Annotated in this window: 9 protein-coding genes; 7 read left to right on the top strand and 2 right to left on the bottom strand. The window is 59.3% G+C overall.

Going from position 1 to position 16,111, the window contains the following annotated elements:
• Positions 1-70 precede the first annotated feature (70 nt).
• The 4 genes from ACTG2W_RS04870 (at position 71) to pbpC (ending at position 10,083) form a co-directional block, all read left to right on the top strand.
• Complete coding sequence (locus tag ACTG2W_RS04870; RefSeq protein WP_106843122.1) at positions 71-1,759, top strand: FAD-dependent oxidoreductase; 1,689 nt, start codon at positions 71-73, stop codon at positions 1,757-1,759.
• Positions 1,760-1,973: 214 nt separating this feature from the next.
• Positions 1,974-2,633, top strand: a complete 660-nt coding sequence (locus ACTG2W_RS04865; protein ID WP_106843121.1) for a DedA family protein — start codon at positions 1,974-1,976, stop codon at positions 2,631-2,633.
• A 165-nt stretch (positions 2,634-2,798) separates the two neighbouring features.
• Positions 2,799-7,685: an alpha-2-macroglobulin family protein gene (locus tag ACTG2W_RS04860; protein WP_440016072.1), complete on the top strand. Its 4,887-nt coding sequence runs from the start codon at positions 2,799-2,801 to the stop codon at positions 7,683-7,685.
• Position 7,686: 1 nt separating this feature from the next.
• Positions 7,687-10,083: a penicillin-binding protein 1C gene (pbpC, locus tag ACTG2W_RS04855; protein WP_440016539.1), complete on the top strand. Its 2,397-nt coding sequence runs from the start codon at positions 7,687-7,689 to the stop codon at positions 10,081-10,083.
• Positions 10,084-10,509: 426 nt separating this feature from the next.
• Here the strand turns inward: pbpC and ACTG2W_RS04850 are convergent, their stop codons facing one another.
• Positions 10,510-11,475: a hypothetical protein gene (locus tag ACTG2W_RS04850; RefSeq protein WP_113739236.1), complete on the bottom strand. Its 966-nt coding sequence runs from the start codon at positions 11,473-11,475 to the stop codon at positions 10,510-10,512.
• A 304-nt stretch (positions 11,476-11,779) separates the two neighbouring features.
• Here ACTG2W_RS04850 and ACTG2W_RS04845 point away from each other — a divergent pair, with 304 nt between their 5' ends.
• Together ACTG2W_RS04845 and ACTG2W_RS04840 are read left to right on the top strand one after the other, a co-directional pair.
• Entirely contained in the window at positions 11,780-13,138 is a 1,359-nt protein-coding gene (locus ACTG2W_RS04845) for a tyrosine-type recombinase/integrase (protein ID WP_106843044.1), read from the top strand.
• 631 nt (positions 13,139-13,769) lie between these two features.
• A complete protein-coding gene (locus ACTG2W_RS04840) occupies positions 13,770-14,222 on the top strand; it encodes a hypothetical protein (protein WP_106843228.1) in 453 nt (150 codons plus the stop codon).
• 583 nt (positions 14,223-14,805) lie between these two features.
• Here ACTG2W_RS04840 and ACTG2W_RS04835 read toward each other — a convergent pair.
• Positions 14,806-15,531 (bottom strand): KilA-N domain-containing protein, encoded by a 726-nt coding sequence (locus ACTG2W_RS04835; protein WP_106843043.1) that lies wholly within the window; start codon positions 15,529-15,531, stop codon positions 14,806-14,808.
• A 241-nt stretch (positions 15,532-15,772) separates the two neighbouring features.
• Here ACTG2W_RS04835 and ACTG2W_RS04830 point away from each other — a divergent pair, with 241 nt between their 5' ends.
• Positions 15,773-16,015, top strand: coding sequence for a hypothetical protein (locus ACTG2W_RS04830; RefSeq protein WP_146142113.1), 243 nt, complete (start codon positions 15,773-15,775; stop codon positions 16,013-16,015).
• Positions 16,016-16,111 lie beyond the last annotated feature (96 nt).

Genomic DNA, 16,111 nt, shown 5'->3' with positions numbered 1-16,111 from the left:
AAATTTCATTGAATCCTAAATTAGAAAAGCCTAATTTATTGCCCATTATCATGTATGAGGAGTCTTGCAGATGAAACGGATCCTGATTATCGGTGGTGTCGCGGGGGGCGCATCGGCGGCGGCTCGTGCTCGTCGTTTGAGTGAAGAGGCAGAGATCGTGATGTTCGAGCGGGGCGAGTTTGTCAGCTTCGCCAACTGCGGTCTGCCCTATCACATCGGGGGCGATATCCCCGACCGGGATGCCTTGCTGCTGCAGACTCCCCAGAGCTTCAAGCGCCGTTTCAATGTCGATGTGCGGGTCTTCCACGATGTGATTGAGATCGACAAGGCGGGCAAGACCTTGCTGGTGCGCAACCTGCAAACCGGTGAAGAGCAGCGCGAGCATTACGATGTGCTGCTGCTGAGCCCGGGGGCGGCGCCGATCCGTCCTCCCTTCCCCTGTATCGACAGCCCCCATGTCTATACCCTGCGCAACATCCCGGACATGGATCGCATTCTGGCGGCCCTGCATCACGATCAGCCGCGCCACGTTACCGTGGTGGGTGGCGGTTTTATCGGCCTGGAGATGATGGAGGCGCTGCATCAGCGCAAGCTGGATGTCACCCTGCTGGAGCTGGCCGATCAGGTGATGGCGCCGGTGGACAAGGAGATGGCCAACATGCTCCATGCCCGCATCCGGGAAGAGGGGATCGACCTTCGCCTGCGCACCGGCCTCACCGCCATCGAGAGTCTGGATCTGCCTGCCGAGAAGACCTCCGCCGTGCCGACCGCCAAAAGCGGTGGCCTGCGCCTGACCCTCAATGACGGTTCCCATCTTGATACCGGTCTCTTGATCCTCGCCATCGGCGTCAAGCCGGAAACCCTGCTCGCTGCCAAGGCGGGGCTGGAGCTGGGCCCACGGGGCGGCATCAAGGTGGATGCCGGGATGCGTACCTCGGATCCCTTTATCTATGCGGTGGGGGATGCGGTGGAAGAGATTGACTTCGTCACCGGCGAATCTGTGCTGATCCCGCTGGCGGGCCCGGCCAACCGGCAGGGGCGCATCGCCGCCGACAACATGCTGGGCCGAAGCGAAACCTACAAGAAGACCCAAGGGACCGCCATCTGCAAGCTGTTCGATCTGGCGGTGGCCAGCACCGGCCTCAACGAGAAACGACTGGTGCAACTGGGATTGCCGTTCGAGAAGGTTTATGTCCATCCGGGCAGCCACGCCGGTTACTACCCGGGCGCACATCCGGTCAGCCTCAAGCTGCTGTTTGCCCCGGATGGCAAGATTTATGGCGCCCAGGCCATCGGCAAGGATGGCATCGACAAGCGCATCGACGTGCTGGCAGTGGCCCAGCGCGCCGGTCTCACCGTGTTTGACCTGCAGGATCTGGAGCTCACCTATGCGCCGCCCTTTGGATCGGCCAAGGATGTGATCAACATGGCGGGCTTTGTGGCGAGCAACCACCTGAAGGGGGACACCCTGCTCTGCCACGTGGCCGAGGTGCAGGCTCGTAACCCCCATCAGCTGGTGGTGGATGTGCGCAATGGCCCGGAGCTCGACAAGCTGGGTCGCATTCCGGGGGCGCTGCATATCCCCCTCGACGAGTTGCGTGGTCGCCTCCATGAGTTGCCCAAAGAGAAAGAGCTGCTGATCAGCTGTCAGGTTGGGCTGCGCGGCCATGTCGCCTGCCGCTTGCTGAGCCAGCACGGCTTTAAAGTGAAGAATCTCTCCGGCGGCTTCAAAACCTGGCAGATGGCCACCGCCGAGTAACCGTTTTATTTCTGTGCCTGTTTGCCCCTCTCCCTTGTGCGTGCAAGATGAGGGGCTTTTTGTTTCTGCTTTTCGCCCTCCTTGCATTCCCTAATTGCAGCAATATTTCGACACACTTTATTTCCTGTGCCGGACAAAATTAACGTTTTGTTCAGGGGATGGGTGCTATAACCCCTGCCTCGTTCATGATGAACCGTGTAGTAGGGAGAGTGACATGCTGGATATGCTGATGGCCATTTGGCATCAGGATTTTGACGCCCTGGTTCAGATGCAGGCGGTACCCCTGCTGATCAGTTGCCTGATGCTGGTACTGCTGCTGGAGTCCGCATTCGTCTTCCTGCCCCTGCCGGGGGACAGCCTGGTACTGCTGGCCGGTGGGTTGGTTGGCATGGGGGTGTTTGGCCCCGAAGTGACTCTTGTCTATCTGCCGTTGGCTGCAGGCATAGGTTCCGTGCTCGCCTACTGGCAGGGACGGGCCCTGCAGCGCACCCGCTTTATGGATCATATCGAACGGATGTTGCCTCCCGACAGCCTGCCCAAGGCGACCCGGCTGCTGAAAACGTACGGTTTTCTGGCGATGTTCTCCTCCCGTTTTATCCCGTTTGTGCGGGTGCTGACCCCCATGTTGATGGGGATTGGCCGCCTGAGCGTGCTGCGGATGTGCGTGGCCAGCTTTGCCAGTGCCTTTATGTGGGCGCTCTGCCTCAGTTTGGTGGGCAAGCTGGCGATGAATACCCCCTTCTTCCTCCACCACAGCGAACTGTTGACCCGGGCCCTGCTGATTACCTCGCTGGTGCTGTTTCTGGCGGCCGTCATGGCCATCCTGTTTCGCTGGTTCAAAGGCGGAGCAAAAAACGAGACCAGCCACGACTAGATGACAACCCTTGCCGCACTGGATCAGTGGGCAAGGGGGTTCTCGTGCTGCAGGGGGGCGGAATTGTGCCCATTCGGGTAATGAGCTTTGTGTCGGGTGAGCAGGATGCCTTATCCTGTTTCCAGCCACGCTGCGTTTGCAGCGCTCCAACTCGGGATGGAACTTATGCGCCTCTTCGACTCTCCCTCTGCTTCTCACCGCTCTACCGCTGGAACCGGCACTCTGCGCCGCCGCTGCTCGGCCCTGCTGCTATCCGGGCTGACAGGTTTGCTGCTGGCTGGTTGTGGCCCTGACAAGCCCGCCAGCCAAGTACCGACCACAGAATCCACTGCGCAGCAGGAAACGGGTGCCCCAAGCGCCGTGGTGCAGGCCAATGCCCGCCAATATCGCGATGCGCCGGCACTGGCGCTGGTCTTCTCCGGCCCCCTGGCGCCGAAGGCAAACTGGCAGAGCTGGCTCGGGGTCAGTGAGGGGGGTAAGCAGGTGCAGGGGGAGTGGATCCTCGCCGACGATGGTCGCACCCTCTATTTCCCGAACGTTCAGCCCGACAAAAGCTACGAGGTGAGCCTCAAGGCGGGGCTGGGCCCATCCCCCCAGAGCTGGACTCTCAAGACCCGGCCGCTGGAGGCGGGGGCCTCCTTTACCGCGAGCGGCATGGTATTGCCGCTGCGTCAGGAACTTCGCTTGCCCATCAGCGCGGTCAACGTGGACGAGGTCAATATCGATTTCTTTCGGGTCGATGCGGAGTATCTGCCCCGTTTTCTGGCGGAATATCGCCCCGGTGCCGGCATGGGTAACTGGGAGCTTGAGCAGATCACCAAGCGGGCCAAGCGGGTGTTCAGCGGCCGCTATGCGCTGGAGCTCGATGCCAACCGGCGCGAGACCCGCCTCATTAATGTGAAAGAGCCGCAGCTGGCGGAGGCTGGCGTCTATTTTGCGGTGATGTCGCCCCTTGGCAACTACGACTGGCGCAAGGAGACCACCTATTTCGCGGTGAGCGACATGGGGCTCAGTGCCCGCCGTTACCGCGATCAGCTGGAGGTGTTTGTCAGCTCCCTGGCCAGCGCCGACCCGCTCAAGGATGTGCAGCTCTCCCTGCTCGATGAGAAGGGCAACCGGTTGCAGGTGCAAACCACGGATCCACAGGGTCATCGCCGCTTTGATCAGGTGCAGGGGGCTCGCTTGCTGCTGGCCGAACAGGGCAACCATCTGGCGGTGCTGCGCCTCGATGGGGCTGCACTCGATCTCTCCACCTTCGATCTCGGTACCCAGCCCTGGCAGGCCCAGCAGTTGTATCTCTTTAGCGGGCGCGACCTTTATCGCCCCGGCGAGCGGCTCGACAGCGAGATCCTGCTCAAGGGGCAGGATGGCCAGCTGCTGCCCGGTATGGCAGTGGAGCTGGAGGTGAAACAGCCGGATGGTCAGCTGCTCGAACAAAAGCGGCTGCTGCCGGACAATTTGGGCGCGGCCCACTACGGTCTGCGTTTGCCGGATGATGCGCCGCTCGGGCGCTGGACCATCAACCTCAAGACCGCCGCTGGCAGCCGTTTCGAGTGGCCCTTTTTGGTGGAGGAGTTTCTGCCGGAGCGGCTCAAACTGCAGCTTGGCAAGGGGCCGGATGGTGAAGTGACGGATCTGGACGCCTCCCTCACCCTGCCGTTGCAAGGGGACTATCTCTACGGTGCACCGGCGAGCGCCACCAAGGCCAAGGCAGAGGTGAAGATCAGCCGCGCCACCATGCCCTTTACCCAGTGGCAGGAGTTCACGCTGGGTGACGTACTGCTCGCCGAGCAGGCCAAGGATCTCGAGCCCCTCAGTCTCACCCTCAATGAGCAGGGGCAGGGGACTTTTTCGCTTGCTGATGAGCTCGATGGGGTACGCGGTCTCGGGCCGCTGGAGGTGACCTATCGGGTGTCGCTCTCCGAGCCCGGTGGCCGCGCCGTCAATCGCAGCCGCACCCAGTATGGCTGGCCTGCGGGCAGCCAGTGGCCGGCACTCAAGGCCGACTTCGTGGCCGATCGGGTAGAAGGTGGCAAGCCGCTCCCCTTCCAGATCCTCAACCTCGATGCGCAAGGCCAACCGGTGGCGGGAGCGGTGAAAGTGCGCCTTATCAACGAGTACCGCGATTACTACTGGCACTACGCCGATGGCGAGGGGTGGAAGTACGAGTTCAACAGCCAGCCCTATCTGGAGCAGGAGCAGACCCTGCAGCTGGACGGCAAGGGGCCGACTCCGCTCACGCTGCAACTGGCGGCGGGCTGGTATCGGTTGGTGGTGGAGAACAGTCAGGGCCATCAATCGAGCCTGCGGGTGGAGATCGGCAGTTACGCCTGGGGCGGCGGTGGCGAGCAGGCGCGGCCTGACAAGATTGCCATCACCCTCGACAAGCGCGCCTATCAGGCGGGCGACAAGGCCAAAGTGACGCTGGTGGCCCCGCGCCCCGGCAAGGGGTTGTTGCTGGTGGAAGATGGTGACGGCCTGCGCTGGTGGCAGCGTATCGAGCTCAAGGGCGTCGCTGGCGATGCCAAGGATGCCCGCGGCGAGTTCGAGATCCCGGTCAGTCCCGAGTGGCAGCGCCATGACTTGCATATCTCGGCCCAGATCGCCGCGCCAGACAGCGCCTCCAAACCGGCTGGCAAGCAGCAGGGGCAGAGCCTGCGCTCGGTCGGGCTGGTGCCGCTCACGCTGGATCGGGAAGCGCGCCGTCTGCCGCTTACCCTGAGCGCGCCGGACAAAGCCGTGCCGCTTACCCGGCTGGAAGTGACCGCAACCTCCACCCCCAATAGCCAAGGCCGTGTGGTACTGGCGGCGGTGGATCGGGGCGTGCTCAATATCAGCGATTATCAGCCGCTCGATCCGTTCGAGATCTTCTTTGGTCGCAAGCGCTTCTCCCAAGATTTGTTCGACAACTACGGCCAGGTGATCCCGCCGCAGGATGGCAAGCTGGCCCGCCTCAACTACGGGGGCGATCGGGCGCCGCTGAAAAAGGGTGGCGCGCTGGAGAGCCGGGTCGAGATAGCCGCACTGTGGAGCGGCGAGGTGAGTTTTGACCAGCAGGGTAAAGCGGTGATCCCGCTCGACTTGCCCAACTTCAACGGCGAACTGGCGCTGATGGCGCTGGCCTGGAACGAACAGCAAGTGGGTGAGGCCGAGCGCGCCGTCAAGGTGGTGGCGCCCTTGGTGGCCGAGATCGGCTGGCCGCGCTTTGGCGCCAGAGGCGATGAGACCCGGGCATTGGTGCAGTTGCGCAACATGAGCGGCGAAGATCAGACCCTCTCCCTTGTCTGGACCCTCAACGGTGGGCTCAAGGCAAACGGCGAGCTGCCCGGCACCCTGGCTCTTAAAAATGGCGAAGAGCAGTGGCTGACCCTGCCGCTCACCGTGACCGGGGCGAGCGGCGTGGCGAGCCTGCAGTTGGCGGCCAGCGGCAAGGATTTTGCCATCAGCCGCGACTGGTATTTGCCGCTGCGATCCCCCTGGCCGGCCGAGACTCGCCAGCGTTATCAGATGCTGGCCCCCGGCCAGCAGATGAGCTTTGCGCCTGCTGAGCTGGCCGGGCTGGACCGTGCCAACCTGCAGGGGCTGCTCAGCCTCTCCGGCACTCCCCCCTGGGATCCGGCAGCCCAGTGGCAGGCGCTGGCTAACTACCCCTACGCCTGTCTGGAGCAGACCTTGTCCCGTGCCTGGCCTTACTTGCTGACCACGACCGATGAGCGGGCCGCCTGGAGCAAACCCGCAGAGGGCAAGAAAGCGGCGAGTGAGGCGGATGTGCAACGCGCCCTGCTACAACGGCTGCAGCGGTTGCAACTGCCCAGCGGCGGCTTTGGTCTGTGGGATGGTCGCTCCGACGAGGAGCAATGGCTCACCGCCTATGCCGCTGACTATCTGCTGGCGCGCAAGGAGGCGGGTGACGCAGTGCCGGAGACAATGCTCAATCAGGCGCTGAACCGGCTGCAAAGCTATCTCACCGACAGCCAGTATGGCGAGCGCTGGAGCAGTGCCCCCGAGCACAGCCGTCTTGCCTATCAGGCTTACAGCGCCTATGTGCTGGCCCGGGTGGGCAAGGCGCCGCTCGCTACCTTGCGCCTTATCTGGGAGCAGCAGGCCGATCACGCCCGCTCCGGCTTGCCGCTCTTGCACCTCTCGCTGGCGCTCTCGGCCATGGGGGATGAGCAGAACGCCGCCAAGGCCCTCAGCCGGGCATTGGCGACCGAGCGCGGGGATGACTATCTGGGTGATTACGGCTCACCGCTGCGCGATCAGGCCCTTGAGCTCTCCTTGCTTCGTCAGCACAAGCTGGCTGCGGAGCGCTGGCCTGATCTCAGCGCCAAGGTAGCCGATACCCTGGCCCATCGTCAGTGGCTCAGCACTCAGGAGCGGCTCGCTCTGTTGCGACTGGCCCGTTTCGACTCGGCCGTCGACTGGCAGGCCAGGGTAACTTCCTCTCTTGGCAGTGGATCCCTGAGCGGTTCGGCTCCGCTGCAGCAGAGTGCCCCCGAGGCACTGGCCGCGAGCACCGTCACCAACGAGGGCAAGGGATCCCTCTATGTGCAGCGCACCCTGATCGGTTACCCCGAACAGGCTCCTGCCCGTTTGAGTCAGGGGATAAGCGTGACCCGCAGCTGGTTCAACAGCGATGGTCAACCGTTCGATCCCGCCAAGGTGAAGGTGGGCGATCTGGTGGTGGTGCGGCTCAATGTCAGCAGTGAATCGGCGGTGCCCGATGCCCTGCTGGTGGAGATGGAGCCCGCCGGCTTCGAGCTGGAGAACCCGGCCCTTGGCAACAGCATCAAGCTGGAAGAGCTCTCCATTGAGGGGAAACCGGCGTGGCAGAGCGAGTGGAACGATTATCTCAAGCATCAGGAGTTTCGCGATGACCGCTACACGGCAGCGCTGGATCTGAGCGAGGGGAGCAACCAGCAACTGGTCTACCTGATGCGGGCGGTGACGCCGGGTCGCTATCAGGTGCCGCCGACCCAGGTGGAGGATATGTACCGCCCCGAGCTGCGTGCCGTGGGTGAGGATATCCATGAGGTGATCATCTCTGAGTAACATTCCCTCCCTTGAGCGGGTTCGCCCGCTCACTTTTTGGCAGCGTGGCTGGCTGAAATTAGGTCGCAGTGGCCGCGCTGGCTGGCGCTGGCTTGGCCGTCTGCCACGCTGGCTACGTGTCTCGGTATTGGGGGTCATCACCCTATGCCTGTCGCTACTGGCGCTGGATCGCATTTTCCCGCCGCCACCGCTCGACCCTGCCTACGCGCGGGTGGTGCTCGACATGAAGGGGCGGCCGCTGCGCGCCTTTGCCGATACCAGCGGTGTATGGCGCTACCCCGTGACCCTGGAGCAGGTCTCCCCCCGCTATATCGAGGCGTTGCTGGGTTACGAGGATCGCTACTTCTGGCGTCATCCCGGAGTCAATCCGGTGGCCATGGTGCGCGGGATCTGGCAATGGCTGCGTTACGGGCGCGCAGTGTCGGGGGGCTCGACCCTCACCATGCAGGTGGCCCGCCTTATCGAGCCCTACCACAGGAGCGTGCCCGGCAAGCTGCGCCAGATGGCCCGTGCGCTGCAACTGGAGTGGCACTACGACAAGCGCACCCTGCTCACCGTCTACCTCAACCGGGCGCCCTTTGGCGGCAACCTGGAGGGGGTGCAGGCGGCAAGTTTTGCCTATCTCGGCAAGAGCGCGGTCAAGCTGACTTATGCCGAGGCTGCGTTGTTGGCGGTGCTGCCGCAGGCCCCCAGTCGCAACCGGCCGGACCGGCATCCCGAGCGGGCCCGCGCCGCCCGTGACAAGGTGATGCAGCGGCTGGTGGCACAGGGCGTCTGGCCGGAGCAGGTGTGGTTGGAGGGACGTATCGAGCCGGTGCTGGCCCGCGGTCACTTCACGCCGATGGAGGCGCCGCTCTTTGCCCGTCTCGCCGCCGACCATCAGGCCGGGGCGCTGGTGCACACCACCATCGACGGCGATCTGCAGCGCTGGCTGGAGGGGCGGGTGGCAAGCTATATCCGCCGTTTCCCCGAGCAGACCTCAGCGGCGTTGCTCTTGGTAGATAACAAAACCATGGCTGTGCGCGCTTATGTGGGTAGCGCCGAGTATGGCAATTTGCGCCGCCACGGTTATCTCGACATGGTGCAGGCAATCCGCTCTCCCGGCTCCACCCTCAAGCCCTTTATCTACGGTCTGGCGATGGATGAAGGGTTGGTGCACTCGGCCTCCCTGCTCTCCGATGCGCCGAGGCTGGGATCTGACTATCGCCCCGCCAACTTTTCCGGCGCCTTTCAGGGGCCGGTGACCCTCGCTCAGGCACTGCAGCAATCCCTCAACGTGCCGGCGGTGCAGGTGCTGGAGGCGCTCGGGCCCGACAAGCTGGTCAGCCGCCTCGACAACGCTGGGGTGCGGCTGGCGCTCTCCGACAAACCCAATCCGGCCATTGCGCTGGGGGCGGCGGGCATTCGACTCGAGCAGCTGGTGGCCCTCTACAGCGCACTGACCCGGCAGGGGCAGGTGGCAATGCCGGTCTGGCTGGCGGGGCAGCAGGCGGTGTCACGCCCCTTGCTGAGCCCGGGAGCGGCCTGGATCATCTGGCAGATATTGAGCGCGCAGGGACGGGCGGACCAACCCTTTGCCAGCGAGGCGACCGGCCGGGTCAACAGGCTGGCCTGGAAGACCGGTACCAGCTATGGCTATCGCGACAGCTGGGCGATGGGGGTCTCCGGTCGCTGGACCATCGGCGTCTGGCTGGGGCGCCCCGACGGTACCCCTATGCCCGGTTTTTACGGCCAGAGCGCGGCGGTGCCGCTGCTGCTTTCGGTCTACTCGCGACTGGCTGACAACAGCCCTCTGCCGGCACAGCCCAACACGGTGAGCGAGGCCGAGATTTGCTGGCCGCTGGGGCGCAAGGCGAACGCGACCCTGCCTGAAGCCTGTTTGCAGCGCCAGAGCGCCTGGTTGCTGGAAGGGCGCGATCCTCCCACCTTGCCGGATCCCATGGACTGGCCCTCGCCGCTGCGGCAAGTTGCACTCACTGCCGAAGGCAAGCCGACGCTGACCCGTTGCCCCGATGCGGCACAATCCGGTTTTCGGGCACTCTGGCCGTTGTCGTTGGAGCCTTGGCGGTCCCCCAGCGAGCGGCGGCAGTCGCTGCTCGCCAGCAGTTGTGCAGGGGAGGGGCAGAGCGCCGAGCTGCAGGCCCCCATTCGCATCGTGGCGCTGGGGGAGGGCAACCTTATCCGCAGCCAGCGCTATCGGTTGCAGCCCAAGGTGCTGGGCGGTGTCGGCAAGTCGGCCTGGTTTCTCAACGGCCAGCGACTGCGCTGGGACGGGGATCAGGTGCTGAGTGTGGCGGGTCGTTATCAGCTGGTGGTGGTGGATGAAGCGGGCAACAGCGATCGTATCGAGTTTCGCGTGGTGCATCCTGACAGTGATGCCGGCACCATCACCCGTTGATCGTTTTGCCGACAGCCATTGAGGTGAATGTAATTAACTATTTGAAATGCATCAATATTTGATTGGATGAATTAATTTATGAATAATTACGAGTTCATTCAAATCCAATCGGGAGTTCTCTTTTGCTGCGTGTTCTGTGTCCCTTGCTGGTGCTGATGAGTTCGGGTTGTGCCACAACCAATCATGGTGATCACCATGTTTCTCCTGAACGTACCGGGTTCTATTCACCTTTCGAACCAGCTTCCGAGAGTTTTGCGCGTTGCTATCAGAAACAGTTTGCCTGTACCCCTTCCAATATCCGCCGTGACAGGGCGATGGAGGCGCGCAGGAAGGCGCAAGAGCGGGCCAATCATCGTGGTGATGATTGGTAGGCCGCAGATAACGAGAGGGGTTGGCAAATGCCAACCCCTTTTTCATTCCGCCCATTCAGCCCGGTTGGCGCAGATGGCCGAGCCGGGTGAAGAAGTGCTGGCTCTTGCGCTGGTGAAAGTGGCTCTTCTTGATGGGATGGAAGATGAGGTTGCTTTCGGGGTGGCTCGCCTTTAACTGGTGGAGCATGGCTACGGCGGGCAGGCTGGTGCTGACCAGGGTGGTGAGTGGCATGCTGAGGGTCTCGGGCCCGAGCAGTTGATTGAGCCCTTGCTGAGCCTGCTCAAGGCGGGTCAGGGCCGCCGGGTCGGCATAGCCGCTACCCAGCATGGCGAGCAGGTTGTCGATGGCCAGATGAAATTCGGCCAGCTGTTGGCGAAAGCCGCTGCGCCCGCGCAGGGCAATCAGCTCTGCAAACGGAATGTCGGCCAGGTGAGTGGGCACTTGCAACGGGATCTCGAGGTGGAAGCAATCCTGACCACCGCGATTGTGGTAGCGGGATTCGAGCAGATGGAGCAGGCGGTCGAGATAGTCGTGATCGGTAATAAGCGCCCCGTCATTGGCGAGTGCCCACTCACGGGCGAGACGCATGGAGAGCAGGTTGGCAAAGCGCCGCGCCATTCTGATCCCCCCTTCATCCCGGGTCGCAAAGCCGTGAGTCAGGCAAAAGCCGTGCAGCCGCTCCAGCCCCGCCTGATCCGGGCAGAAGCAGTCGTGGTTGGCCTCCTGACGCCAGCGACCAATCAGCTCCTTGTTGCCAAACACCTTGTGGCGGACGAAATCGGGGGCCACCAGGCCGCTTATCTGGTTCTCCAGTTGCGGGGTAATGGCGGCAAAGAAGGCGGCATCGGGCCGCTCGGCCAGCAGATCGGTCTGCTGTTGAAGGGTATCGAGCAGGGCGGTGAGACCGCTCTTTTCGCTGACGGTGAAGACGAAGGCGAGCCGCTCCAGATAGAGCAGGGCAAATTTGAGCCAGAGCTCGTCACGTACCTCCATGCCGGGGTAGTAGATATAGGTCTTCATCGGATCAGTCTGTTGTCAAAAATCTGGCGAGGCGCAGGGTCGGGAATATACGCAAGATTGGCGCTGCACGGCAAACACTGCGTGGGGTAATGTGAGCAAACGCTCATCCAGTAGGCGCTGGCCACAAAGTTCTGATATAATTCGCGCCCTTAAATCAAGGTCACCCGAGTCATTACCATGAAGTTCATTATCTTTTGACTCCATGCGTAACGCATTGAATTTATAGCTAATCAACAACTTACAGCACAAAGATGGAAACATTGGCGGTAACTTTTGTGGTAAGACTAGCATAAGTGAGGTGTGTATGAGAAGGCGTGAGACTTGGGCCTTACAGCAGAAGGCAAATGGCTGGTACTTGGTGTGGAATGTCCCCAAGGCTATCCGTGGATTGCCGATGTTTGGCGGTCGGAGGCTCTACACAAAGACGTTACAAACAGGCGACCTCAAAGAAGCCCAGAGGAAGCGTGACCTCATCATTGCCAACTTTGACCGGTTGGTGGCACAGGCTGAAGAAGCCCCCAAGCGTCTGCGATTTAACGCTTACATCGAAGAGATTCAACAAGCCGTCAGGGAAGCAGAGCAGCGCATTGAGGTTGTCATGCTGCCAGATGGACAAGAGGTTGTCGTTGAACCTGAAGGGCTATACCACGCTTATGACGTCGAGGCAGCAATTGCGCGTGGGGATGAAGAACTGGCGGACGCCATAAGGCTTGCCCTCCACGGGGAGCTAGAGGTGGGCGATAAGTACGCCATCACTCTACAGGAAGCCTCCAAGGCATTCATCGAGAGTGAGAAGGCCAAGGCCGTTAAGGGTCTTAAAGCCGCAGCTCCGGCAACGTTGAGTCGCGCCAAACACGCAGCAGAAAGCCTTTCATCCTTCCTTGGTCGTCCAGCGGTTCTGCTGAAGGATGTGGAGCGGAGGGACGTGACTTTGTGGCTAGATTCCCTGGCTGGTAGCAAGAGCGATAGCACACGGGTTGGTTACTTGTCGGCTTTGTCCCTTGTGTGGGAAAACTGCTATCTCACTCGGAGCGTGGAAGGGGATAACCCATTCAAGAGCGCAGGAATCAAGAGCACAGGCGACTCCCAGTCATACGTCCCTTTCACGCTTGAAGAGATGGCCCAAATCGTTGAGAAGGCACCGCATGATCTTCGCATGTTGACGAAGTTTGGACTTATCACTGGTTGCCGCCTAAGCGAAATTATTGGTCTTCAGGCTGATTCCTTTGAGGTTAGCCAAGGTGTTCCGCTGGTGCGTATCAAGGCTGGCAAGACAGCAAACTCCATTCGTGCCTTCCCTCTTCCGCTCGGTCTCTGGGAAGAACTCAGGCAATGCGTTGTCGGTAACGTGTGGCCTGTCCCTAAGTCGAAGAACCCCCACGGATGGTCCAGCAAGTTTGGCAAGCTGAAAGAGGCTGCCACAGGCGTCAGAGATCGCACCAAGGGCTTCCACAGCTTGCGTGGCATGGCTATTACCGCGTACCAACGTGCAGGCATTCCAGAAGACGTTACAGCTCCGATAGTTGGGCACGGGACCAAAGGGCTAACCATGTCTTATGGTCTCTATTCATCCGGCCATGACTATTCACGCCAGCTTGAAGCCGTGGAGACCATGCTTGCGTCCGACTACATGTCCCAGTTTCTCAAGTTGTTCAACAAATAATCATCGCAAACAAAAAGCCCCCTCGGTGAACATCAGGTAGTCCTGAAGTCCGCCAAGGGGGCTTATTCGTTGAGCGGAGCGTTTTGTGTTTCCTTATCTTGTGGATGGTAGTTACCCAATAACACCAAGAGAGCACTCGCACTGTTACAGTGGCCCATTGTGTCAGTTACAGGGCAGCACATCTTCGCCGAGCTATGGAATAGTGAACATGGGCGGTGAGATGTATGAGACTTAATTATAGGTGAGGCACTGAGAGTGCGCTGGCGAGGAGCTTAGAATCTACCAGTGGGGCACTGAGAGTGCGCTGGCGAGGAGCTTAGAATCTACCGGTGGGACACTGAGAGTGTGCTGTTGAGAAACTTAGAATCTATCGGTGAGGGACAGAGAGTGCGTGGGTGAGGAGCTGGCAGTCAATTATCGTAGCACTGAGAGTGCAACTGATAGCGCAATGTGGCGCAATGTGGCGCAATGTAGCGCCAATAAATTTAAATCCGGCGACAAAGGCTGAAGCCCTATAATGCAAGTAGGCCAAATCAATAATGATTTATTGAATGAGGATCGATGAAGATCGTTGATCGGTGAATGAGAGAGGAGTAAACTGGTCCGCATGAACTCTTTGGAGGGGACTTTAATGTTTGACAATCTCAATTTTAAAGCTGTGACAGCGGCAGGCAAATCATCATCAGAGCTTGTCAGCATAACCCACAGCTTCAAGACCAAAAAAAATGAGCTGCTTTTTAGGATCAGTCATGAAGCGATGGAGCGGTGTGGCTTCCAGTATCAGGACAAAGTCCAGCTTCTTTTTGCTAACGGCAATACCGTTTGTCGGATCATGAAATCAGATAAGCCTGGCAGTGTCACGCTGAGCCAACAAACAAAGAAAAGTGATACATCGCCAGCAGTTATTCGGCTTTCATTTCGTGCTGGTTTACCTGATTTCTTAGCTCAAGAGAGCAAAGGAACAGACAAAAAACTAAGCCGAGTCAAATACTTGCATAAAGATGACATGATTGAGTTCAAAGAGGGTTGCCTGACGTTTCAGCTGGATCTCGTTGATTCAGAAGAAGACGAGGTGCTCTGGTAAGACAAAAGGCACCCGTTAGGATGCCTTCTGAGGAGGGTCGGATTGAACCAGATTGACCAGCATTGGCGTGCTGGAAGGCTACAACCCCTAGTTAACCGCAACTTGGATAGTATGCCGTCAACGCCTGGAAATCAATCCTACTCAATTGGTTCACCTGCATTATGGGAGGCAAAGATGCTGAACGCAGGTGCTTTAAAAAACAGGTTTAAGTTCGACAAAGTCGCAACTAACCCTGTGTGCCAATGTAGAAACCATCAGCTTTGCTTGTGGTGTTCTATGAGTAGTTCTGGACATGAGGAATGCTACAATGAGCGATAAAACATACCCTTACGTAGAAGATGGCTACGTCTACTGCAAGCGCTTCAAGCATTGGCGCAGTGGTGAGTATGTATACCCTAAGACGGCAGAATGTTTCCGGTTTAAGATCGGCGGCAAGTAATGATGAAGAGGGAACCGCAAGGTTCCCTTTTTTTCATGAATAGCTTGAGTGACAAAATCCAATGGAGTAATCATCTTCGCGGTTCACTCATCGAGAATGAGTTAATCATGCTGATTAACACTCATCGCTTGCATTGCCCACTCATCATCCATTGCTTGCAGTAAAACCATCATACCTCCAGCTTTCGATTGCCTTCATAACATCTTTAGCAAGGGCTGCTTTGATCATCATGTAGTCCATCCCCGCGTCCAGCAGCGCTTCCACCTTGCCTTCAATGCGGGCCATAACTCCAAGCCGCTTGCCATCATCTTGATACACCAAGAAGTCACGCGCGGACATACCATAGCGGTTCTTGAATGCCGTACCGTCCAGACCAGTCACTGCCTTGCAGACAAGAGACTGTATGTTAGCCATGACGTGGTTCAGGTTGCCTTTCACGTTCCCTTCTTTTTGTGCAGTGTAGATAGCGTGACAGAAAGCCTTATTGCCTTCACGAAGGGTTTCACGCCATGTCAGAGTGACAGAGGATTGAGCGATCTTCACAGCCCCTTCAGCATCACCACGGGCAGCAGAGGAGAAGGTCTGGAGGACAGCGTTGTGGAAATCATCGTCTAGCCATGAAGCGTAGGCATAGACCCCTTGCTCATTCGCATAGGTGCCGCCGTGCTTGCCCTTGAAGGTGGTCAAATTGTAATGGCGACTTTTCTCGCCATTAAGAATCCCTTTGCACCAGTCGTGCGGCTTCTGTTTACGGCTCATACCACCAGTGTACGCACGGTGCAGGTCGTTGAGACAGAACAGGCCGTCCTTCTGGTTGACGGTCACTGTGTTGCCCATGAAGCGCAGGGAGATTGATTCGACTTGTTTCATTGAATGGGTTCCTTATGTTGTGCCTCTCATGCCGTCCTCTCTCCAGCAGGCCCCCACTGCTTACCCATAGGCAAGCTGGAGCAGCAGAAGAAGCACGACATAAAGACGCAGTGATTGATTGAAAGTGACCAGAGGAAGGTCTGTTGCTTAGGTCAGGGAGAATCGACTAAAGGTGTTGACGGGACAGTCAATCGAGACCGTGTTAGGCTCTTTATTCCTTTTAACGCAGAGGGCAATCAGCATGGTTTGGGATGAACTTGAACTCACTCAAGAAGAGTATGAAGAGCTTGAGCAAGCAGGGATCGTGTGGGAGCTAGATGAAGGCAGTAGCGGCGAAACGCCTAACAGTTACTACGCATACGTCCCTGAAGGCGTAAGTCCTGAGATTCTGGAAGCACAAGGCTGGAAAGTCGGTGACTCACTAAGGGTTTCACTCTGGGCTTTCGACGGTGAAGACGATTCAGCATTTGCTCCAGAAGACTAATAACCGATTACTCCTACGTGAGATCTCGGGGACAATCTACCTGTGACTCTTCAGGATTTCACGTAGGCTCACCAGTAGTTGACTTGTTCACTCGGC

The organism is Aeromonas sp. 96A, assembly GCF_051919165.1.
Lineage (GTDB): Bacteria > Pseudomonadota > Gammaproteobacteria > Enterobacterales > Aeromonadaceae > Aeromonas > Aeromonas veronii.
This window is presented reverse-complemented; position numbering and strand designations above follow the sequence as displayed.